Raw genomic sequence first — 22,110 nt, 5'->3', positions numbered from 1 at the left:
TCACTGCACCAGCCCGATGTCGCGCAGCACGTCCTGCACGGAGCTGATCTCCTCGTCCAGGAACGCGTCGAACTCGTCGCCGGCGAGGAACGTGTCGCCCCACCCGGCCCGCTCCAGCTCGGCCTTCCACTCCTCGGAGCCGTGCAGGTCGGTGACGAGGTCGACCAGCGCCGCGCGGTCATCGTCGGAGATGTCGCCGGACGCGACCAGCCCGCGCCAGTTCGTCAGCTCGACGTCGTAGCCGGCCTCGGTCAGCGTCGGCGCGTCGATGCCCTCGACCCGCTCCGGGCCGGAGACCGCGAGCGCGCGCAGCTCACCGGCCGCGACCTGCTCGGAGTACTCGCCGACGCCGGAGATGCCGGCGTCGACCTGGCCGCCGAGCAGCGCCGCCAGCGACTCGCCGCCGCCGGAGTAGGCGATGTAGTTGAGCGTGTCGATCAGTTCCTCAGCTGGCACCCCGGCGTCCTTGAGCAGCAGGCCCGCGAGGATGTGGTCGGCGCCGCCGGCCGACCCGCCGGTGACGGCGACGTCCTTGCCGGTGGCGACGATGTCGTCGACCAGGTCGTTCACGGTCTGGTACGGCGACTCCGCCGGGACGACGACGATGAGGTCCTCAGACGTCAGCCGGGCGATCGGGGTGGTGTCCTCGAGCCGGGCCTGCGACTGGTTCGTCTCGACCGCGCCGACCATGACGAGGCCCGTCACCATCAACGTCGTGCCGCCGCCGCGCTGGTTGGCCAGCTGGGCCAGCCCGACGGTGCCGCCGGCGCCGCCCACGTTCGTCACCTCGGCGCCGCCGGCCAGGCCGGTCTCGTCGAGGGCCTTCTGGAACGCGCGGCCGGTCTGGTCCCAGCCGCCGCCCGGGTCGGCCGGCACCATGATGGACAGGTCCTCGACGCCGGAACCGGAGTCCGTCGTCGAGTCGCTGCCGCCGCAGGCGGCCAGCACCGTCGCCAGCGCCACCGCGCCGATCGCGACCCGGATGGGACCTCGCATGACTCCTCCTGGTGTCTGTGGTCCACGCCACAGGGGCGTGGTGACGTTGGAGGCTAGGAGCGGGGCGCAGCTGCCGGAACTCTCCGGTCGTACTGGTCGTATTGATCATTTCGGTCGTGTTTCGGTGCGGCGCCGCTCGGTGCACACTGATGCGCATGCTCAGGTCGGTCTCGTTGCGGGTGCAACTGCTCGCGCTGCAGCTGGCGATCGTGCTCGTCACGGTCGTCTCCGCGGGCGGGCTGGCCGCGTGGCTGCAGGCCGAGCAGATCCGCGACAGCTACCAGGACCGCATGATCGCCGTCGCCGACAGCGTCGCCGGACTGCCGTCGGTGCTCGACGCGTTCGACGACCCGGACCCGTCGTCGACCATCCAGCCGCTGGCCGAGCTGATCCGCGAGGCCTCGAACGTCACGTACGTCGTGGTGACCGACGAGTCCGGCATCCGCTACTCGCACCCCGACCCGGACCGCATCGGCGAGCCGGTCTCCACCGACCCGAGCATCCCGCTGTCCGGCGAGGTGTACGTCGGCACGCAGACCGGCACGCTGGGCCGCTCGTGGCGGGTGAAGGTGCCGGTGTTCGACGCCGCCGGGACCGTCATCGGCACGGTGTCGGTGGGCACGCTGGAGTCGGAGCTGCAGGACGACCTTCTCGAGGACATCCCGACGCTGCTGGCCTGGCTGGCCGCCGCCGCGGTGCTCGGGACGCTGGGCGCGACCTGGGTGACGCACGTCGTCAGGCGGCGCATCTTCAAGCTGGAGCCGGACGAGATCGCGACGCTGCTGGAGACCCGCGACGCCATGCTGCACGGCATCCGCGAGGGCGTCGTCGCGCTGGACGACGCCGGGCGCATCGCGCTGGTCAACGACGAGGCGCGGCGGCTGCTCGACCTCGACGGCGACGGCGGCGAGCTCACCGGGCGGCCCGCGGCCGAGGTGCTGGAGCCGACGCTGGCCGCCGTCGCGACCGACGACGCCGATGTCACCGACCGGCTGGTGCTGGCCGGGGTGCGCATCCTGGTCGTCAACCGGCGGTCCGCGACGTCGGACGGCCGCTCCGTCGGTGTCGTCCTGACGCTGCGCGACCGCACCGAGCTGCACGACGCGCTGCGCGAGCTGGAGGGCGCGCGGTCGCTGACCGAGGCGCTGCGCGCGCAGGCGCACGAGTTCTCCAACCACCTGCACGTGGTGTCCGGGCTGCTGGAGCTGGGCCGCACCGACGACGCCGTGTCGTTCATCGACCGGGTCGGGCGCGGCGGGACCGTCACCCGCACCGTCGCCGACGGCGTGACGGCGCCCGCGGTGTCGGCGCTGCTGCTGGCGAAGGCCGCGACCTGCCGCGAACGCGGCCTCACCCTGCGGGTCGACCCGGAGTCGCGGCTGGACGACGACGGCGACGAGCTGGTGACGATCCTCGGCAACCTGGTCGACAACGCCGCCGACGCGACCGGCCACGGCGGCACCGTCGACGTCCGCATCGACCAGTCCGACGGCGGCGAGGTGCGCGTGCTGGTGGCCGACGACGGCCCGGGCGTGCCGGTCGACCAGCGCAGGCTGATCTTCTCCGCCGGCTTCACCTCGAAGGCCGCGTCGCAGGGCGCCGGGCGCGGCATCGGGCTGGCGCTGGTGCACCGCATCGTGCAGCGCCGCGGCGGCCGGGTGACGGTGCGCGACTCCGCCAGCGGGGGAGCGGAGTTCGAGGTCGTGCTGCCCGCGCGGGTCCCGGCGGGTGTTCGCCCGTGAGCGACGTCCGCACCCTCGTCGTCGACGACGACTTCGCCGTTGCCGCCATCCACCGCGGTTTCGTCGAGGCGGTGCCCGGTTTCGCCGTCGTCGGCGAGGTGCACCTCGGCGCCGACGCTCTGCGCGCCGTCGAGGAGCTGGAGCCGGAGCTGATCCTGCTCGACATCTACCTGCCGGACATCTCCGGCATCGAGTTCCTCAACCGGCTGCGGGCGCGGTCCGCGCCGCAGGTCGACGTCATCGCGATCACCGCGGCGCGCGAGCTGGCCACCGTCCGCGCCGCGATGGCCGGCGGCGTCGTCGACTACCTGGTGAAGCCGTTCACGCTGGACGTGTTCGCCGAGCGGATGAACACCTACCTGGCCCGCCGCGAGCAGCTGCGCCGCACCGCGGCCCGGGCCGCCGGCGGGCGGCTGGACCAGGGCCAGGTCGACGAGCTGCTGCGCACCCCCGCGGCCGGCGCGGGCGCCGTCAAGCTGCCGAAAGGGCTGTCCGAACGCACCCTGGACCTCGTGTCGGCCGAGCTGGCCGGCGCCGACGGCGACCTGTCCGCGTCCGAGCTGGCCGAGCGGGTGGGGCTGTCGCGCATCAGCGCGCGTCGCTACCTGGAGTACCTGGCGGCGACGGGGCGCGCGACGGTGGCGCCGCGGTACGGGTCGGCGGGCCGGCCGGAGCACGGGTACCGCTGGATGCCGCACTGATCACATTTCCGCCGAATGCGCCGCACGCGCCCCGGCGGCCCGGTTACCGTGCGGCGGTGAGACCACGTCTGCGCCACGCGGCCCTGCTCGTCGTCGCCCTCGTCGCCGCCGGCTGTTCCTCGTCCGACGACTCCGACGGCGGTTCGCCCGACGCGAGCCCGTCCGCCGGCGGCGCCGAGGTGGTGCGGGTGCCGGCCGACGCGGCGACGATCACCGAGGCGGTGGCCGCGGTCGGGCCGGGCGGCCTGGTGCTGGTCGAGGCCGGGACGTACCCGGAGGCGGTCGTCGTCGACAAGCCCGACGTCACCGTCCGCGGCCTGGACCGCAACGGCGTCGTCGTCGACGGCGAGGGGGAGCGGGCCATCGGGATCCTCGGCATCGCCGACGGCGTCCGCGTGCAGAACCTCACCGCGACGCGGCACACCCTGGCCGGCGTGCTGATCTCCGGCGTCCACGACGCCTCCGGCAACGTGCCCGGCGGCGGCTACAGCAGCGAGGCGCCCGAGGCGGAGCTGCTGCAGCGCTACGAGGTGCGCAACGTGACCTCGACGAACAACGGCCTGTACGGCATCTACGCGTTCCACTCCCAGCACGGCGCCATCGTCGACAGCTACGCCTCCGGCGGCGCCGACTCCGGGTTCTACCTGGGCCAGTGCGAGGACTGCGACGCCGTCGTCAGCGGGAACGTGGCCGAGCGCAACGCCGTCGGGTTCGAGAACGCCAACGCCTCCGGCGGCGTGCTGATCACCGGGAACCGGTTCGCCGGCAACCGGGTCGGGCTGACGCTGACGTCGGACTACCAGGAGGCGTTCGTCCCGCAGCGCGACAACCTCGTCGTCGGCAACGTCATCACCGACAACGTCCAGGCCGACTCGCCGGCGCAGGCCGAGGGCGGGTTCGGCATCGGCATCGGTATCGCCGGCGGCCAGCAGAACGTCATCGAGCGCAACCTCATCGGCGGCAACACCACCGCCGGCACCCTCATCTCCAGCGCCGAGGACGTGCCGTCGCTGGACAACCGGTTCGTCGCCAACGCCTTCGCCGCCAACCGCGTCGACATCGCCGACGTCTCCACCGACCGCGCGCCGTCGACCGGCACCTGCCTGGACGGCAACGGGTCCGCGTCGGTGCTGCCCGACGCCCTGGCGGCGGCGGTCTGCCCGGCCGGGACGCCGGCCATCTCCGGTGCGGCGCTCGGTGACCTGCCCGCGGCCCCGCCCGGCGTGCCCTTCCTGGACGTGACGCCGCCCGGGCCGCAACCGGACCTCGAGGGCGACCTCACCGCCGTCCCGGACCCGCTGCCATCCACGCCGGAGCGGCCCGCGACCGACGCCCTGCCCGTACCCGACGCGGCGCTGCTCGCGGACCGCTCCGCGCTCTGAGCTCACCCGCCAGGGGTGAGGCGAACGGACATCCGGCGCGGGAGCGTCGGGGCATGACCGACATCGAGACGCCGACAGGCGCAGGACCACGCCGGCGCGAGCCGTCCGCGTGGGCCGTCGGATGGACCGTGTTCGCCGCCGTCATGATGGCGATGGTCGGCACGTGGCACGCGATCGCCGGGCTGGTCGCGCTGTTCGACGACGACTTCTTCACCAGGGTGCAGGAGTGGGTCTTCGACTTCGACGCGACCACCTGGGGCTGGATCAACCTCATCCTGGGCATCGTGCTGGTGATCGCGGGCGCCGCCCTGATCACCGGGTCGGTCGCGGCGCGCGCCGTCGGCGTCGTGTTCGCGGCGATCAGCATGGTGGCGGCGTTCGCGTGGCTGCCGTACTACCCGCTGTGGGCGATCCTCATCGTCGCCGCGTCCGTCGCCGTCATCTGGTCGCTGACGATCCACGGCCGCGACATCACCGCCGGCACCTGACCGCTCGGCGCCGATGAACATCGTCGTCGGCGCGGTGATCGTCGCCGTGGTGACGTCGGTGGCGATCGCCGCCATGCTGCTGGTCCGGCGGCGGGCGCCCGACGGCGGCTACTTCCACGACGGCGACCGCGCCGCCGGGGTGTTCGGCGTGCTGGCCACGGGGTTCGCGGTGCTGCTCGGGTTCGTCGTCTTCCTCTCCTTCACCAGCTACGACGCGGCGCGGGCCGGCGCCGAGGACGAGGCCCTGCTGGTCGCGCAGCAGGTCGAGACGGCGCGGCTGCTGCCGGAGCCCGTCGCCGCGGAGCTCACCGGAGAGCTGGTCTGCTACGCGCGGTCGGTCGCGGGCGTGCAGTGGGAGCGGATGTACGCCGGCACCCTCGGCGAGGAGCTCAACCCGTGGGGCGCGCAGCTGTTCGGCACCATCCGGACGGTCCAGCCGGAGACCGCGGTGCAGGAATCGGCGTTCGACGCCTGGCTCAGCCAGACGTCGGCGCGGGAGGCGGCGCGCAACGACCGCATCCACGGCGCGGTCGGCGTCATCCCGGCGCCCCTGTGGATCGTGCTGGTCTTCGCCTCGGTGCTGATCTTCGTGTACATGCTGTTCTTCGCCGACAGCGGCGAGGCGATCCAGGTGCAGGCACTGCTCATGGGCACGGTCGTCTCCGTCATCACGGCGCTGCTGCTGCTCGTGCAGGCGCTCGACGACCCGTTCCACCCGGGAATCGGCGGGCTGCAGCCGGTGGCGATGGAGCGGGCGCTGCAGGTCATCGACGAGGAGATGGCACTGGCCGGCGACGACGAGCCGCCGCCCTGTGACGAGCGCGGTGTCGCGCTGGCGGCCGGCGGATGAGCCGGCTCAGCTCGCTGCCGTCCGGTGTGCTCGTGGTGGGCTGCCTGGCGCTGGCGCTGCTGGTCGTCGTCGCGTCGACGGTGGCCGTGCGGGCGCTGGTGCCGGAGTCCGGGCGGGATCGCGTGCAGCAGATCGCCGCGCCGCTGATGCCGGCGCTGGGCGCGGCGTTCGCGATCCTCACCGCGCTGACGCTGTCCAGTGAGGCCGGCTACCTGCGGGCGGCGGAGGGCTACGTCAGCGACGAGGGGGCCGCCGCGGCCCGGCTGGCCTGGGCCGCCACCAACCCGGGCGTCGACGCGGAACCCGTCCACGCCGCACTGCGCGAGTACCTGGTGACGACCCGCGCCCACGAGTGGAGCGGCGCGGCCGCCGCCAGCGGCGAGGACGCCCGCACCGAGCGGTCGATCGCGCTGCTGGAGCGGGCGGTCCGCACGCAGGCGGCCCGCTGGCCGCAGATCGGCACCCCGGCCTCGACCGAGCTGCTCACCTCGGTGGACGCGGTGACGAGCACGCGGCGGGCCCGCGTCGTCGCCGCCGGCCACGAGATCCCGGCGCTCTACGTGGGCACGCTGGTGGCCAGCGGGGTCGCTCTGATCGCCAACGCGAGCGCGCTGGCCGTGCGCGGCGGTACGCGGATCTCGTTGCTGGTCGTCGGCCTGGCTGGGGTGGTGGGGCTCAGCCTCGCGCTGCTGTTCGCGCTCAGCGCGCCGTGGCGCGGCCCGATCACCGTCGACGGAGACGCCATCGACGCGGTCGTCAGCGACCTCGACAGCGGCCTTTTCATGGGCAGATGAGAGCGCTCTAACCCGTTCCGGGTGATGCCGCCCGCAGGCTCGGCGCTGAGAGTGGCACGGGGGTGAGGCATCGTGACGGGGCACGCTGCCAGAACGACCGAGGGCGCGCGCGTGGACGACGGCCGGGCGCTGCCGCCGGTCACGCGCCTGAGTCCGCCGCCGCACGCGTTCCCGGTCGTCGAGCGGCACCGCGTCGCCGACGCGATCGGGGACGGGGTCCGCGGCACGCCGCTCACGCTGGTCCGCGCGCCCGCGGGGGCGGGGAAGACGGTGGCCGCCGCGACCTGGGCGGCCCGGTCCGCGTCGGCGGCCGCGCTGGCCGGCCCGCCCGCGTGGCTGACGCTGGCCGAGGCCGACGAACGGCCCGGCGCGTTCTGGCCGGACGTGGTCGCCGCCCTGGCCCGGGCGGGCGTGCGGGTCGACGGCGGGGACGACGCCGGCCCGTCGCCGGTCGACCGGCTCGCCGCGGGGCTGCTCGCGCACGACGCGCCGGTGGCGCTCGTGCTCGACCAGGCCGAACGCCTCACCGACCGCCGCGCCGGCCGTCAACTGGACCAGCTGCTGCGGGCCGCCGCGCCGCGGTTCCGGCTGGTCCTGGTCACACGGGCGGAGCCGGTGCTGCCGCTGCACCGCTACCTCTTGGACGGGACGGTCACCGAGGTCCGCTACGACGACCTCGCCTTCACCCCGGCCGAGGTCGGCGCGCTGCTCGACCTGCACGGCGTGCGCACCCAGGAGCTGACCCGGATCGTCGCCGAACGCACCGAGGGCTGGGCGGCCGGTGTCCGGTTCCTGGCGCTCGCGGCGCAGCAGCGGCCCGCCGGCGCCGCGGCCGACGTCGCCCGCAGTGAGCTCGTGCCGGCCGGTTCGGCGCTGGCCGAGTACCTGGCGGCGGAGGTGCTCGAGGCGCTGCCGCCGGACCACCTGGAGTTCCTGGCCCGCGTCAGCGTCGCGGCCGAGCTGCCGCCCGGCCTGGCCCGCGAGCTGACCGGGCGCGGCGACAGCGACCGGCTGCTGTCCGAGCTCGCCCGCGGCAACGCCTTCGTCCTGCCGGTGCCCGGCGCGGCCGGCAGCTACCGGACACACCCGCTGGTCCGCGCCCTGCTGGGCACGGTGCTGGCCGACGAGAGCCCCGCGGCGGCCGCCGAGCTGCGTCGCCGGGCCGCCTACTGGTTCGCCGGTGCGGGCCGCCTCGCCGAGGCGGTGGAGCAACTGGCGGCCGCGGAGGACTGGGCCGGCGCCGCGGCGCTCGTCGTCGACGATGCGGCGCTGGCCCCGCTGCTGGTGCCCGGCGCGCCGCCGGAGCTGTCCCGGAGGCTGGAGTGGCTGCCCGACGACCTGGACGCCCCGGCCGTCGCGGTATTGCGGGCCGCGCTCGCCGTCCGGCGCGGTGACGCGAGCCGGGCCGCGCGGGAGTTGTCCCGGTGCGAGGAGCACCTGGCCACGGCCGGCACCGGGCGGGCCCTGGCCGTCGCCGTCACCCGCACCATGCTGTCCGACACGGTGGGTGACGCGGACGCGACGCTCGCGGCCGCGGGACACCTGCTGGACGCGCTCGGCTCGCCGGCCACCGCGCGCGCCGGCCGGAGCGACGAGCTGCGGGCGCTGGCGCTGCTCGCCGCCGGCACCGCGCGGCTGCGGGCCGGCCACCCGGCCGGCGCCCGCACCCACCTGACCGCCGCGCTCGCCGCGAGCGCGGACGACGGCGACCGCGGCGGCCCGGGTGACGTCGGCCCGGGCGACGGCGCCGCCGCGGCGATCCGGCTGCGCGGCCTGGGGACGCTGGCGCTGGCCGAGGCCGGCCGGGGAGCGCTGTCGCGGGTCGCGGACCTCGCCGGCGCGGCCGACGAACTGGCCGCCGCGTGCTCCGTCCCCGCCGCGGACCGGCCCGCCGCCGCCCACCTGGCGCGCGCCTGGGTGGCGTCGCAGCGGCAGGACCTGACCGCCGCCGAACACTGGCTGCGCCGGGCCCTCCGAGTGCCGGAGTGCCGCGCCGACGGGCTGCTGTCGTCGGTCGCGACACTGCTGCAGGTCCGCCTGCGCCGCGACCACGGCGACACCGAAGGCGCGCGGCGGCTCGCGGGCGCCGCCGGCGCCGGTCCGCCGTGGGTGCGGGCGCTGATCGAGGCCGAGACGGCCGCCACCGCACCGCGCCCGGCCGGGATCGAGCCGGACGCCGCCCGGGTGGAGCAACTGCTGCGGCACGCGCACGGCCAGCTCGGCCGGGGCGCCGCCGGAACCGCGCGGTCCGACGTCGTCCGCGCGCTGGCGCTGGCCCGGCGCGAGGGCCTGCGCCGCCCGTTCGCCCACCTCTCGCCGCGGGTCCGGCGGCTGATCCGGTCCGACGCGGCGGTGCCGGCGCGCGCGGACTGGCTGCGCCCGGCACCGAGCCAGGCGCCGAGCCCGCCGCCGGGCCGTCCGGACGAGCCGCCGGCCGGCCTCCTGCCTGTGGCCCGCGCGCTGACCGACCGCGAACTGGAGGTCCTGCGGCACCTGTCGTCGCTGCTCACGACCGAGGAGGTCGCGGCGGCGATGTACATCTCCGTCAACACCGTGCGCACGCACGTGCGCGGGATCCTGCACAAGCTGTCCGCGACCCGGCGCAACGAGGCTGTCCGCCGGGCCCGTCAGCTGGGCCTGGTCTGAGGCGCTGCCATGGGTTCCGGACTCGCCACGCTGGCCGCCGTCGACCCCGTGCCGTGGGCACGCGGCCAGCTGGCCTTCACGCTCGGCTTCCACATCATCCTGGTGCCGCTCGGGGTGTCGTGGGCCTCTGGCCGGCATCCTCGGCAGCGCCTCCGTCGTCGCCGCCAACGCCTGGATGAACGCGCCGGGCGGCTTCACGCTCGACAGCGAGGGAACATCGTCGACGTCGACCCATGGAAGGTGATCTTCAACGACGCGATGCCGCTGCAGGCCGCCCACCTGATCATCGCCGCCTTGACGGCCGTGCAGCTGGTGGTGGGCACCCGGCAGGTCAACATCGTGCACCTGTCCTGGGAGATCATGGTCGGGCTCGGGACGCTGCTGTTCCTGCTCTCCGTCTGGTACGGCATCGTCTGGGCGATCCGCCGCCGGATGCCGCAGAGCAGGTGGTTCCTGCGCGCCGCCGCCGCGTCCGGCGTGCCCTACGGCCCGCGCGCGCCGGCCGAGCGGGAGCCGGCGCCGTGAGTACGGCGGTCGCCATCGTGCCGATGGCCGGGATCGTGGCGTACGCCGGCGGCGCCGAACGCGGCGCCCGGCCGCTGGCCATCGCGGCCCTCGGCATCGCGTCGGGCCGGGTGCCGGCGGGTGGGCGGCCCGGCGATCCCGTGGCCAGCTGGGCCAACCCGACGTTCGTGTTCGGCGGCGTGCCGGCGGTCGCGGCCCTGGCGTACCTGGCCGCCGCGCCCGACGCCACCCTGATCACCGTTCTGGTCGTCGTCGGGCTCGCCGCGGTCGTCGTGGTGCCCGGCTTGGTCGTCCTCTACGTCCTGGACCAGCGCGGACTTCTACCCGAGGAGGGCTCATGAGCCTGTCGAACTCGCCGTTCCCGCCCATCGCGGATTACGCGTTCCTGTCCGACTGCCATACCGGGGCACTGGTCGCCCCGGACGGCTCGGTCGACTGGCTGTGCCTGCCGGCGTTCGACGCGCCGAGCGTCTTCGGCAACCTGCTCGACCGCGGCGCCGGGTCGTTCCGCTGGGGCCCGTACGGCATCAACGTCCCGACGTCGCGGCACTACGTCCCCGGCACGAACGTGCTGGAGACGACATGGCACACCACCGGCGGGTGGGTGCGGATCCACGATGCGCTCATCATGGGCCCGCGCCAGGGCACCGACCGCGTCACCCCGCACACCCGCCCGCCCACCGACGACGACGCGGAGCACCTGCTGGTGCGCACCGCCGAGTGCCTGGACGGCGAGGTCGAGATCGAGGCGGTCTGCGAGGCGGCCTTCGACTACGGCCGCGAACCCGCCACGTGGACGGTGACCGGCGCCGACGACGGCGCGCACACGGCCGACGCCACCGGCGACGGGCGGACCGTCCGGCTCAACACCGACCTGTCGATCGGCATCGAGGGCGGCTCCGCGCGCGCCCGGCACGTGCTGCGGAAGGGCGAGCGGGCGTACTGCGCGCTGTCGTGGAACCACGACCTGACGGTGCCGGACGACGTCGACGACGCGTGGGAACGGGTCGGCCGAACCATCGGCTTCTGGCGCGACTGGCTGGCCCGGGCCCGCATCCCCGACCACCCGCTGCGCCATCCCATCGAACGGTCCGCCCTGACCATCAAGGGCCTGACCTACATGCCGACCGGCGCGACGGTGGCCGCGCTGACGACGTCGCTGCCGGAGACGCCGGGCGGCGAGCGCAACTGGGACTACCGCTACACGTGGATGCGCGACACCACGTTCACCCTGCAGGCGCTGCACTTCCTCAACCTGGACTGGGAGGCCGAGGAGTTCATGCAGTTCGTCGCGGACGTCGAGCCGCGGGAGGACGGCAGCCTGCAGATCATGTACGGCGTCGACGGCCGGCGCGACCTCACCGAGTCCACGCGCGACGAGCTGTCCGGCTACGAGGGCGCGCGGCCGGTGCGGATCGGCAACGGCGCGTTCGACCAGCGTCAGAACGACGTGTACGGCGCGGTCCTCGACGCGCTGCTGCTGCACACCCGCCGCAGCCGGCACCTGCCGCGGCGGCTGTGGCCGCTGGTGAAGACGCAGGCGGAGGCGGCCGCCGCGGTCTGGCGCGACCCGGACCAGGGCATCTGGGAGGCCCGCGGCAAGCCGCAGCACTACGTGTCGTCCAAGCTCATGTGCTGGGTCGCGCTGGACCGCGCCGCCCAGCTGGCCGCGATCCGCGACGACCCCGAGCGGCAGCAGGCGTGGGCCGCGGCGGCCGAGGAGATCCGTCAGGACATCCTCGAGCACGGCGTCAGCGACCGCGGCGTGCTGCGCCAGCACTACGACACCGACGCCCTGGACGCGTCGACCCTGCTCGCGCCGCTGTTCGGGTTCCTGCCCGACGACGACGAGCGGATCCGGGCCACCATCGACGCCATCGACGAGGAGCTCACCGAGAACGGCTTCGTGCTGCGCTACCGCACCGACGAGACCGACGACGGCCTGGCCGGCAAGGAGGGGACCTTCCTCATCTGCTCGTTCTGGCTGGTGTCCGCCCTCGCGGCCGTGGGCGAGATGGAGCGGGCGACCGCCCTGATGGAGCGGCTGCTCGCGGTCGCCTCGCCGCTCGGCCTGTACGCGGAGGAGTTCGACGTGGACCGGGCCCGTCATCTCGGCAACACCCCGCAGGCGTTCTCGCACCTCGCGCTGATCCAGGCCGCCGGCCGGCTCGTCCTGCACGAGCGGCTCGCGGAGCTGTCGCTGTGAGCGGGAGCGCGGACCGCGTGCTCGTCCTCGGCGGCGGGCTGGCCGGCGTCGCCTGTGCCCGCCGGCTGGCCGAGGACGGCGTCGGCGTGACGCTGGTCGACCGCAACGACTACCACCAGTTCCAGCCGCTGTTGTACCAGGTGGCCAGCTCGCAGCTGCCGGCCGAGGACGTCGCCCGGCCGCACCGGGCCATCTTCCGGGAGCACGCGACGGTCGACGTCGTGACCGCGGAGGTCGCCGAGGTGTGGCTGGCCGACCACGGCCTCGTCCTGACCGACGGCCGGACCCTCACCGGGTCGCACGTCGTCGTGGCCGCGGGCGCCCGGCCGAACTTCTTCGGCGTCCCGGGCGCCGAGCACGCGTTCCCGCTGTACTCCGTCGCCGACGCGGAGCGGCTGCGGCGGCACCTGCAGGACTTGCTGCGCGACGCGGCGCCCGGAACCCTCGACGTCGTGGTCGTCGGCGGCGGACCGACCGGCGTCGAGACCACCGGCGCCCTCGCCGAGCTGCTGGGTGCCCTGCACGCGTCCGGGCGGCTGGGCCGGCCCGGCCGTATCACCATCGTCGACCGCGGCGACGCGCTGCTCGGCGAGTTCTCCGCGCACGCGCAGGAGTACACCGCCCGCAAGCTGCGGGAGGCGGGCGCCGAGGTGCGGCTGTGCACCGGCGTCGCGGCCGTCCACCCGGACCGCGTCGAGCTCGACGACGGCGGCAGCATCCCGGCCCGGACGGTGGTGTGGGGCGGCGGCGAGCTGGGCTCGTCCGTCGCCGCGAGCGCTGGGCCGGAGCCGGGCCGCGGCGCGCGCCTCGACGTCCGGCCGGACCTCACCCTGGCGGGCTACCCGGACGCCTACGCCGTCGGCGACGCCGCGAACATCCCGTCGGGGGAGTCGGGGACGTGGCCGCAGCTGGGCTCCGTCGCGCAGCAGTCCGGGAAGTGGGCCGCGGAGAACATCCTGCGCGACCTGCGGCGCGAGCCGGGCCGCCCGTTCCGCTACAAGGACAAGGGCATCATGGCGATGATCGGCCGCAACGCCGCCGTCGCCGAGGTCGGGCGGCACCGCCACCAGGTCGAGGGACCGGTCGCGTTCGCGGCGTGGCTCGGCGTGCACATGATGCTGATGAGCGGCGTGCACAGCCAGACCGACGCGTTCGTGACGTGGGCCTGGGACTACTTCGACCGCGACCGCACAGCCACCATCGAGACCTCGTCGACGCCGCAGCGCATCGCCTGGGGTGACGACGAAGCGGACCGGCCGCACATCGCGCTGGACTGAGAGGGCCGTCATGGCCGACGAGTACGACGTCATCATCGTGGGATCCGGCGCCGGCCGCGTCCTCGCGCCGGCGGCTCAGCCGGACGACCGGGCCGGGAACCACACGCCACACCACTGCTCGGCGCCGTACGCCTCGTACCGCTCCACCTCCGTGAAGCCCAGCCTCGCCGCCAGGCGCATCGAGCGGTCGTTGGCGGTCTGGGTGGACAGCACCACCGGCTCGCCGGGATGTGCGCCGGCGAACCGGTCGAGCGCCGCCGCGCACGCCTCGGCGGCGTATCCGTGTCCCCACGCCGCGGGCAGGAACAGGTAGCCGAGCTCGACCTGTCCGGCGACCTGCCGCGGGAGACTCTCCCCGCCGCGCGTTCGATCGTGACGATGCCGATCACGACTCCGTCGAGATCGACGACGAAGAGGCCAGGTCGCCGATCGGGCTCCTCGGGCAGCGCCCGCTCGAACTCGTCCCGCGGCCGAGGGCCGCCGATGTACGTGCCCACCTCGGGCGAGGTGAAGAGCTCGATGATCGCCGGGCGGTCCCGCCCCTCCGGCTCGCGGAGCAGGAGTCGCGCGGTCCTGATGGGGGCGGGTGGCCAGCTGGCGGGTTCGGCCTGGCTCACGGCGGGCAACCTACCGGACACACCGCGCGATCACGGGTCGACGACGCGGGTGTCGGCGGCGTGGCACTCGGTCAGCAGCCGGACCTCGTCCTCCTTGGCCGGGTACAGCAGGTGGACCAGCGCCGACCCGGTTCGGCGCGGCGGCGATCGCGGCCGAGACGGCGGAGGCGTAGCCGGCGGTGAGCAGGGCGTCGAGGATCGACTGCATGATCGCGCCGCCGAGATCGCGTCGCAGGTCGGCGGTGCCCGACGCGATGCCGGGTCGGTGCACGGCACCGACCCGGCATCGCGTGCGAGGCGGGAGTCCCGGCGAATCCGACACCGGCCGCGGGCGCCCTGCCTCCACCTTCTCGCGGTGCCAGGGCCGGTGCCTCGTCCGTTCCGGATGACCTCCTACCGGTCGCGGTCGCGCGTCGCCGCCACGAAGGCGTCGCGCGGGTGCTGCACCGACTGCAGCGACACGACGTCGCGGCCGTAGAACAGCGCCGCCGCCCAGACGAGGAAGACGCGGACCTTGCGCTCCCACGTCGGCACCGCCAGCACGTGGTAGCCGCGGTGCATCAGCCAGGCCAGCAGCCCGGTGATGACGATGCGGCGGTACTGGAAGATGCCCTGGCCCAGGCCGAGCGTGGCGATGGTGCCGAGGCTGTGGTGCACGTACGGCTTGGTCCGGCGTCCGCGCAGGTCGGCGACGATGTTCTTGGCCAGCCGCTTGCCCTGGCGCACGGCGTTCTGCGCGTTGGGCACGACGTGCGCGCCGGGCAGGTCCGACGTCAGGTCCGGGACGGCCGCGTTGTCGCCGGCCGCCCAGGCGTCCGGCACCGGCGCGTCGTCGGTGCCGATGCGCAGGTCGGCGCGGACCCGGAACAGCCCCTGCTCGTCCACCGGCAGGTCCGTGTGCCGCGCGACGACCGGGTTGCTCTGGTTGCCGGCGGTCCAGATCAGCAGCTCGTTGTCGTACTCCGAGCCGTCCGACAGCACGATGTGCCCGTCGCGCGCCGACACCAGCTTGGTGCCCAGGTGGACGTGCCCGCCGCGCTTCTCCAGGTGCCGGACGACCCAGGCGCCGGGCTTGTCGGTGACCTCCGGCAGGATGCGGTCGCGTACCTCGACCAGGTGGAACGCGAGGTCGCCGGCGTCGAGCTCCGGGTAGTGCTTCAGCAGCGCGGTGCCCAGCGACAGCAGCTCGCCGAACCCCTCGACGCCGGTGAAGCCGCCGCCGACCACCGTCACCGTCAGCAGCTTGCGCCGTTCCGGGCCCGGAGGCAGCGCGGCGGCCCGCTCGAACGCCGTCAGCAGCCGGTCGCGGATCGCGACCGCCTCCTCGACGTGCTTGAGGCCGATCGCCTCGTCGGCGACGCCCGGGATCGGGAACGTCCGCGTGACGGCGCCCGCCGTCACCACGACGACGTCGTAGTCCAGCTTCCGCACCGGCCCGGCCGCCGTCTCGACGGTCGCCGTCCGGTGGGCGTGGTCGATGTCGACGACGCTGCCGGCGATCAGGCGGGTGCGGCGCAGGTGCCGCCGCAGCGACACCGCGACGTGCCTGGCCTCGACCGATCCGGCGGTCACCTCGGGCAGGAACGGCTGGTAGGTCATGTACGGCCGCGGGTCGACGAGCGTGACGTCCGCCTCGTGCGGGCGGAGCTTCTTCTCCAGCCGCCACGCGGTGTAGAACCCGGCGTACCCGCCGCCGACGATCAGGATCCTGCGCATCGCTGCCTCCTCGTGCTCTCATCTGGACGACGGAGCAGGGGGGTGGTTTCGTGACAGTTTCGGACCCCGATGTGATGGGCGGAACAGGCTCAGCGCGGCGGGGCGGTGGAGGTGCGGACGACGAGCTCGGCGGGGCGGGTGACGAGGACGGGGTCGGTGGCGGCGCCGGCGGGGGCGAGGATGCGCTCGAGCAGCAGCTCGGTGGCCCGCTCGCCGACCCGGGCGGCGTCGGAGTCGACGGTGGTGAGGCCGATGCCGGGCAGCTGGCCCACCGTCACGTTGTCGAAGCCGGCCACGGAGACGTCGTCCGGGACGCGCAGGCCGAGGTCGGCGCAGGCCATGAGGCCGCCGAGGGCCATGGTGTCGCTGGCGAAGAAGATGCCCGTGGGCGGCGAGGCGACATCGAGCAGGGCACGTGCCGCCGCCCGGCCGCCCTCGATGGTGGACGTCGCGACCTCGACGGGGAGGTCCGGGAGGTCGGCGGTCTCCAGCGCGAAGCCGCGGGCGCGGTCGGCGAACGGCTTGACGGTGGCCTCGCCGGCGACGTGCGCGAGCCGCCGGTGGCCGAGCGAGCGCAGGTGCCGTGTGGCCGCACGCCCGCCGGCCAGGCTGTCGACGACGACGGTGTCGGCGACGAGCTCGGGGAGGTCGCGGCTGGCCAGCACGATCTGGATGCCGCGCCGGCGCAGGTAGTCGATGTGGTCGCTCTCGGACCGGACGGCGACGAGCACGACGCCGTCGACGCGGCGGTGCGCCATGGAGCGGATGATGTCGAGCTCGCGGCCTGGGTCGTCGCCGGAGCTGCCGAGGACGAGGGTATAGCCGGCCGCCTCGGCCGCGGTCTGGATGCTGGCGACGAGGTCGGGGTAGAACTGGCTGCGGATGTCGGCCACCACCAGCCCGATGGTCGACGTCGCGCTGCGGGAGAGGCCGCGGGCCAGCGGGCTGGGCTGGAAGTCGAGCTCCTGGATGGCCGCGCGGATCCGCTCGCGCGTCGCCGCCGCCATGGCATAGCCGTGCGCCCGGTTGAGGTACTTCGAGACGGTCGCCTTCGTGACGCCCGCCCGCTCGGCGACGTCCGTGATGGTCGGCCGCTTGTGGTGACCGTCCCCGGGCTCCATCGTCTGCACCTACTGAAAGTACCCGGGGTCCATCGTCCGGACGTCCTCGACGAGCACGTCGAACGGGATCAGGTCGAGGACGTCGCGGCGCACGTCCACCCCGGGCGCCACCTCCAGCAGCCGCAGCCCGCGTGCCGTCAGGTCGAACACGGCCCGCTCGGTGACGTAGCGGACCCGCTGCCCGCGGGCCACCGACTCGCGTGCGCTGAACGTCACCTGCCCGACGGCGGGGACGAACTTCGCGTGCGCGCCCTCGGCCCGCACCCGCAGCTCACCGCCGCCGACCCGGACGTCCAGGCCGCCGGCGGTGAACGTCCCGCAGAACACGACGGTGCCGGCGTTCTGGCTGATGTCGACGAACCCGCCGGTCCCGACGACCCGCGACCCGAACTTGGACACGTTGACGTTCCCCTGCGCGTCGACCTGCGCGAACCCGAGGAACGCGATGTCCAGCCCGCCACCGTCGTAGAAGTCGAACTGGGCCGCCTGGTCCAAAATCGCCTCCGGGTTCGTCGCGACGCCGAAGATGACGCCGCGCGCCGGGATGCCGCCCACGGCGCCCTGCTCGATCGTCGTCGTGAACTCGTCCAGCCGGCCCTCCTCGGCGGCCACCGACGCGATGCCGTCGGCGATCCCGACCCCGAGGTTGACGACGTCGCCCGGCACGACCTCCGACAGCGCCCGCCGCGCCACCACCTTCCGCGCGTCCAGCGGGAACGGCGGCAGCGCCGACGCGGCGGCGCGCAGCTCGCCGGAGAACGCCGGCTCGTACTCGTGCGTCACCACCTGCTTCTGGGCGGGGTGGTGGACGACGACGTCGACGCAGATGCCGGGGACGACGACCAGCCGCGGGTCCAGCGTCCCGGCCTTCGCCACCCGCTTGACCTGCGCGATCACCAGTCCGCCGCGGTTGCGGGTGGCCTGCGCGATGGCCAGCATCTCCAGCCGCGCGCCCTCCTGCTCGAAGGACAGGTTGCCGCGCTCGTCGGCGGTGGTGCCGCGGATGAAGCACACGTCGAGGTCGAACGCGGGGTAGAACAGCCACTCCCGCCCGGCCAGCTCGACCACCTCGACCCGGGTCTGCGGGCTGACGTCGTTGAGCCGGCCGGCCTCGACCCGCGGGTCGCAGAACGTGCCCAGCCCGACGTGCGTGACGACGCCGGGCCGGCCCGCGGCGATCTCGCGGAACAGCTGGCTCATGACGCCCTGCGGGAAGTTGTACGCCTCGAACTCGCCGGCGACGGCCATCGCGCTCATCGCCGGTGCCATACCCCAGTTCCCGGCGACGACGGAGCGCACCAGCCCGCGCTGGGCGAGGTGGTCCATCCCGCCGCCCTCGCGGTCGCCGATGCCGGTGGTGTGGACGAGGTCCAGCCCGCGCGGCGTCCCGGTCTCGCGGAACCGCCGTCCGAGCGCGGCCAGCAGCGCGTCCGGTTCCAGCAGCCCGCCGCCGGACCCGCCGACCGCCAGCGTCTGCCCGTCCTGGACGAGCTCGGCCGCCGCCTCCGCCGTCAGGAACCGGACGCTCACGCCATCACCCCGCCGCCGTTGAGGTGCAGCGTCTGCCCGTGCATCAGCTCCGCGCCCGGCCCGGCCAGGAACACGACCGCCGGCCCGACCTCCTCCGGCGTCCCGAGCCGGGCGGTGACGGAGTCGCGCGTGCGAGCCTCGACCCACTCCGGCGTCGCGTACGGGCGCACCATCGGGGTGTCGATCGGCCCCGGCGCGATGGCGTTGACACGCACTCGCGGCCCGACCTCCCTGGCCAGCGCCTTGGTGAAGCCGAGAACGCCGGCCTTCGCGGTGGCGTACGCGACGTAGTCGACGGCGCCCTTGAAGGCCAGCTGCGACGACACGTTGACGATGCGGCCGTGCGTCTCCAGCATGCCGGGCAGCACGTGCCGGGTGACGACGAAGACGCCGTCGAGGTCGACGCCCAGCGTGCGCCGCCAGTCCGCCAGCGACGAGTCGACGATGCGCACCGGCTCCATGAACCCGGCGTTGTTCACCAGGACGGTGATGGTGCCGAGCGCGTGCCCGACGGCCGACACCGCCGCGCCGGTCTGGTCCCACGACGTCACATCCGCCGCCACCGTTGTCGTCCGGACCCCGAACGCCGCCAGCTCGTCCGCCAGCGCGCGGGCGGCGTCCGGCTCGTCGAGGTGGTGGACGGCGACGTCGGCGCCGGCCCGGGCGAGGTCGCGGCAGATCGCCGCGCCCAGCGCGCCGGTCGCTCCCGTCACCAGCGCGACCTCGCCGGTCAGTGGCCCGCTCATGCGACCGCCTCGCCGTCCAGGAACGCGGTGAGCGGTTCGCCGCGGGCCAGCATCCGCAGCGCCCGCCGCCCGAGCATGGTCTCGTGGATCTCGCTGGTGCCGTCGAAGATCTGCGTCACCTTGGCGTCGCGGTGCATGCGGTTGACCTCCTCGTCGACGACGACGCCGAGTGCGCCGTGCAGCTGCATCGCCTCGTCGGTGTGCCGCCGGGCGGCGTCGGAGGCGAACATCTTGGCCATCGAGACGACGTCCTGGTCGCCGCCGCCACCGCGGGCGAACGACTCGGCGGCGCGCCGGGTCAGCTCGCGCGCCGCGCGGTAGTCGGCGGCCATGCGGCCGAGCTTGCGCTGGACGACCTGCAGGTCACCGATCGGCCGCCCGAACGCCTGCCGCGCGTTCGCCCGCGCCAGGCTGGCCAGCAGCGACGCGCGCAGCAGCCCGCACGCGTACGCGGCGGCGTCGATGCGGGCCATGTTGAGGCCGTCCATCATCCCGGCGAACCCCTCGACGTCGAGCCGGTCGCCGCGCGGCACTATGACGCCGTCGAACCGCAGCTCGCCGTTGGGCATGCCGCGGAACCCGGACAGCTCCGGGCCGGGCCGCCCGGAGGCGCCGGCGGAGGCCATGTCGACGACCAGCGCGGCCATCGGCGCCTCCCGCTCGGTGCCGCCGACCTTGGCCAGCACGATCGCGACGTCGGCGACCGGCGCGAACCCGACCCAGCACTTGTGCCCGGTGAGCCGGTAGTGCTCGCCGTCGGGGACCGCGACGGTGGTGAGCGCGCGGATGTCGGTGCCGGCCTCGGGCTCGGTGATCGCGAACGACCCATACGCCCGCGCCGCCAGGATCGGCGCCACCCAGCGTTCGCGCAGATGCGGCGGCGCGTACTTGGCCAGCAGGTACGCCGACAGCCGCGCCCCCGCGACGCCGAGCGCGACCGCCGGGCTGGCCGCCGCGATGCGCTCGGTCACCTCGCGGGCGAGGTCCATGCGCTCCACCTCCAGCCCGCCGCCGGGGGAGTGGACGAGGCCCTGCAGCCCCAGCGCCGCGGCGTCGGCGAGCAGGTCCGGGAAGAACGCGGCCTCGGCGTCGATGGCCCGGGCGGCCGGCGCGACCCGCGTCTCGACGAACCGATCGACCTCGGCCAGCATCACGCGGCTCCTTCCGGCGGGTAGCAGTAGAGGACGTGGGTGCCGACGAGGCAGCGCTCGCCGTCCTGGGCGGTCGCGGTCATCGCCGCGAACGCCTTGCGGGCGGCCTCGTCGACGCGCTCGATCACGTAGTCGACGGTGACGGTCTCGCCCAGGTAGACGGGACGGAGGAAGCGGACCCGGTCGTAGCCGTACGACACCGCCGTCACGCCGTGCGCCTCGCACAGCCGGGCCGACGCCGTCGACGTCAGCCCCAGCGTCAGCACGCCGTGCGCGATGCGGCGGCCCTGCGGCCGCGAGCGCATGTACTCGTCGTCGACGTGCTGCGGCGCGAAGTCGCCGGTGATGCCGGCGAACAGGCCGACGTCGGACTCGGTGACGGTCTTGCGGAAGACGCTGCTCGCGCCGACCGGCGGCAGCCACGGGACGGTCATCGGGGCACCTCCACGACACCGCCGGCGACCAGCGCGCCGGCGTCCAGGCCCAACTCGGCCAGCAGCTCGGCGGTGTGCTCGCCGAGCAGCGGAGCGGGCCGCCGGGCCGGCAGCTGCTCGCCGTCCAGCGTGATCGGATTGCCGGCCAGCTCGATCGTGCCGGCGACCGGGTGCTCGACCTCGAGCCGGCGCCGGTCCCAGCGCACGTACGGGTCGGTGGTCATCGCCCGGTGGTCGTTGACCGGCGCGCACCAGACGCCGGCCGCGTCCAGCGCGTCCAGCACCTCCTGCGCCGGCCGCGTAGCGACCAGGGCGCCGACCAGCGCGTTCAGCTCGTCGCGGCGGTCCGTCGCGGCCTGCTTGTCCGGGAACTTCTCGAGGATCTCGGGCGCGCCGAGGCCCGCGGCCAGCGCCTCCATCGTCGTCAGCGAGATCGCGACGTAGCCGTCGGCGGCCGCGTGCACGCCGTAGGGCGCCTCGAGAAACGCGCTGCCCGGCACCGCGGCCGGGCGGCGCGGCGGCTCGCCGGAGTTCAGCGTCGACACCACCTCCTGGACGGTCTGGTGCAGCATCGCGCCGACGAGGTCGACCTCGACGAGGCGGCCGCGGCCGGTCCGGGCGCGTTCCAGCAGCGCCGCCGTCGCGCCGAGGGCCAGCATCGTCGCCGCGTGGACGTCGGCGACGAACGGGCCGGCCGGAGTGGGCGCGTCGTCGGCGGTGCCGGTCAGCCAGAGCGCGCCGGTACGGGCTTGGGCGAGCAGGTCCTGGCCGGGCTTGCGCGGGTCCGGCACGCCGGCGCCGTACCCGCTGGCCGTGCAGTACACCAGGCGGGGGTTGAGCTCCCTTGCGCGGGACCAGCCGAGGCCGAGCCGCTCCATGACGCCCGGCCGGAAGTTCTGGATCAGCACGTCGGCGGTGCCGACCAGCGCCTCGGCGACGCGCAGCCCGTCCGGGTGCTTGAGGTCGACGGCGAGCGAGCGCTTGTTGCGGTTCATCGCGAGGAACTGCGCGCTGACGCCGTTGAGGAACGTGGTGCCGGACTGCCGGCCGCGTTCGCCGGTGCCCACGACCTCGACCTTGATCACGTCGGCGCCGAGGTCGCCGAGCATCTCGGCGGCCCACGGGCCCTGCATCATGTGGGCGAAGTCGAGGACGCGGACGCCGTCCAGGGGGAGGGTCGTCATGGGC

At 74.6% G+C, this 22,110-nt stretch carries 19 protein-coding genes and 1 pseudogene; 11 read left to right on the top strand and 9 right to left on the bottom strand.

The genetic code is table 11. From position 1 onward, the window contains the following. Nucleotides 1-996, bottom strand: coding sequence for a tripartite tricarboxylate transporter substrate binding protein (locus BLU82_RS15895; RefSeq protein ID WP_092622156.1), 996 nt, complete (start codon nt 994-996; stop codon nt 1-3). A 155-nt stretch (nt 997-1,151) separates the two neighbouring features. On the opposite strand from BLU82_RS15895, the gene BLU82_RS35140 reads away from it, so the two are divergent. From BLU82_RS35140 to BLU82_RS15845, 11 genes are all read left to right on the top strand, one after another. After that, on the top strand, nt 1,152-2,738 hold the full coding sequence (locus tag BLU82_RS35140) for a sensor histidine kinase (protein WP_197682979.1): 1,587 nt from the start codon (nt 1,152-1,154) through the stop codon (nt 2,736-2,738). After that, complete coding sequence (locus tag BLU82_RS35135) at nt 2,735-3,439, top strand: response regulator (protein ID WP_197682978.1); 705 nt, start codon at nt 2,735-2,737, stop codon at nt 3,437-3,439. Before BLU82_RS35140 ends, BLU82_RS35135 begins: the two co-directional genes overlap by 4 nt. Nucleotides 3,440-3,495: 56 nt before the next feature. Then, a complete protein-coding gene (locus tag BLU82_RS15885) occupies nt 3,496-4,821 on the top strand; it encodes a nitrous oxide reductase family maturation protein NosD (protein ID WP_197682977.1) in 1,326 nt (441 codons plus the stop codon). A gap of 53 nt (nt 4,822-4,874) precedes the next feature. After that, complete coding sequence (locus BLU82_RS15880) at nt 4,875-5,309, top strand: hypothetical protein (protein ID WP_092622155.1); 435 nt, start codon at nt 4,875-4,877, stop codon at nt 5,307-5,309. A gap of 13 nt (nt 5,310-5,322) precedes the next feature. After that, complete coding sequence (locus tag BLU82_RS15875; protein WP_092622154.1) at nt 5,323-6,159, top strand: DUF4239 domain-containing protein; 837 nt, start codon at nt 5,323-5,325, stop codon at nt 6,157-6,159. Continuing rightward, nucleotides 6,156-6,953, top strand: a complete 798-nt coding sequence (locus BLU82_RS15870; protein ID WP_092622153.1) for a hypothetical protein — start codon at nt 6,156-6,158, stop codon at nt 6,951-6,953. The genes BLU82_RS15875 and BLU82_RS15870 overlap by 4 nt, the downstream gene beginning before the upstream one ends. 72 nt (nt 6,954-7,025) lie before the next feature. Beyond that, nucleotides 7,026-9,599: a LuxR C-terminal-related transcriptional regulator gene (locus BLU82_RS15865; RefSeq protein ID WP_157741034.1), complete on the top strand. Its 2,574-nt coding sequence runs from the start codon at nt 7,026-7,028 to the stop codon at nt 9,597-9,599. A 9-nt stretch (nt 9,600-9,608) separates the two neighbouring features. Beyond that, the gene (locus BLU82_RS15860; RefSeq protein ID WP_197682976.1) at nt 9,609-10,124 is read left to right on the top strand and encodes a hypothetical protein; all 516 of its coding nucleotides are present in this window, start codon (nt 9,609-9,611) and stop codon (nt 10,122-10,124) included. Beyond that, nucleotides 10,121-10,465: a hypothetical protein gene (locus BLU82_RS15855; RefSeq protein WP_092622149.1), complete on the top strand. Its 345-nt coding sequence runs from the start codon at nt 10,121-10,123 to the stop codon at nt 10,463-10,465. The genes BLU82_RS15860 and BLU82_RS15855 overlap by 4 nt, the downstream gene beginning before the upstream one ends. After that, nucleotides 10,462-12,330, top strand: coding sequence for a glycoside hydrolase family 15 protein (locus BLU82_RS15850; RefSeq protein WP_092622147.1), 1,869 nt, complete (start codon nt 10,462-10,464; stop codon nt 12,328-12,330). Before BLU82_RS15855 ends, BLU82_RS15850 begins: the two co-directional genes overlap by 4 nt. After that, on the top strand, nt 12,327-13,607 hold the full coding sequence (locus BLU82_RS15845) for an NAD(P)/FAD-dependent oxidoreductase (protein WP_092622145.1): 1,281 nt from the start codon (nt 12,327-12,329) through the stop codon (nt 13,605-13,607). Before BLU82_RS15850 ends, BLU82_RS15845 begins: the two co-directional genes overlap by 4 nt. Before the next feature lie 75 nt (nt 13,608-13,682). Here BLU82_RS15845 and BLU82_RS35985 read toward each other — a convergent pair. From BLU82_RS35985 to BLU82_RS15805, 8 genes and pseudogenes are all read right to left on the bottom strand, one after another. Further along, nucleotides 13,683-14,224, bottom strand: a pseudogene (locus BLU82_RS35985) (GNAT family N-acetyltransferase). 393 nt (nt 14,225-14,617) lie between these two features. Next, entirely contained in the window at nt 14,618-15,940 is a 1,323-nt protein-coding gene (locus BLU82_RS15835) for an NAD(P)/FAD-dependent oxidoreductase (protein ID WP_092622143.1), read from the bottom strand. 89 nt (nt 15,941-16,029) lie between these two features. Beyond that, a complete protein-coding gene (locus BLU82_RS15830; RefSeq protein WP_157741032.1) occupies nt 16,030-17,061 on the bottom strand; it encodes a LacI family DNA-binding transcriptional regulator in 1,032 nt (343 codons plus the stop codon). 9 nt (nt 17,062-17,070) lie between these two features. Then, nucleotides 17,071-18,591 carry an acyl CoA:acetate/3-ketoacid CoA transferase gene (locus BLU82_RS15825; protein ID WP_092622139.1) on the bottom strand — a complete coding sequence of 507 codons (1,521 nt, stop codon included), beginning with the start codon at nt 18,589-18,591 and terminating at the stop codon, nt 17,071-17,073. Next, complete coding sequence (locus BLU82_RS15820) at nt 18,588-19,337, bottom strand: SDR family NAD(P)-dependent oxidoreductase (protein ID WP_092622137.1); 750 nt, start codon at nt 19,335-19,337, stop codon at nt 18,588-18,590. Before BLU82_RS15820 ends, BLU82_RS15825 begins: the two co-directional genes overlap by 4 nt. Further along, nucleotides 19,334-20,488, bottom strand: coding sequence for an acyl-CoA dehydrogenase family protein (locus tag BLU82_RS15815; RefSeq protein WP_092622135.1), 1,155 nt, complete (start codon nt 20,486-20,488; stop codon nt 19,334-19,336). Before BLU82_RS15815 ends, BLU82_RS15820 begins: the two co-directional genes overlap by 4 nt. Next, nucleotides 20,488-20,922: a MaoC/PaaZ C-terminal domain-containing protein gene (locus BLU82_RS15810; protein ID WP_092622133.1), complete on the bottom strand. Its 435-nt coding sequence runs from the start codon at nt 20,920-20,922 to the stop codon at nt 20,488-20,490. Before BLU82_RS15810 ends, BLU82_RS15815 begins: the two co-directional genes overlap by 1 nt. Beyond that, the gene (locus BLU82_RS15805) at nt 20,919-22,106 is read right to left on the bottom strand and encodes a CaiB/BaiF CoA-transferase family protein (protein WP_092622131.1); all 1,188 of its coding nucleotides are present in this window, start codon (nt 22,104-22,106) and stop codon (nt 20,919-20,921) included. The genes BLU82_RS15810 and BLU82_RS15805 overlap by 4 nt, the downstream gene beginning before the upstream one ends. Nucleotides 22,107-22,110: the final 4 nt, after the last annotated feature.

Source organism: Jiangella sp. DSM 45060 (assembly GCF_900105175.1).
In the GTDB taxonomy this organism is placed as follows: domain Bacteria; phylum Actinomycetota; class Actinomycetes; order Jiangellales; family Jiangellaceae; genus Jiangella.
The sequence above is the reverse complement of the archived record's forward strand: the minus strand, read 5'-3'. Positions and strand labels throughout refer to the sequence as shown.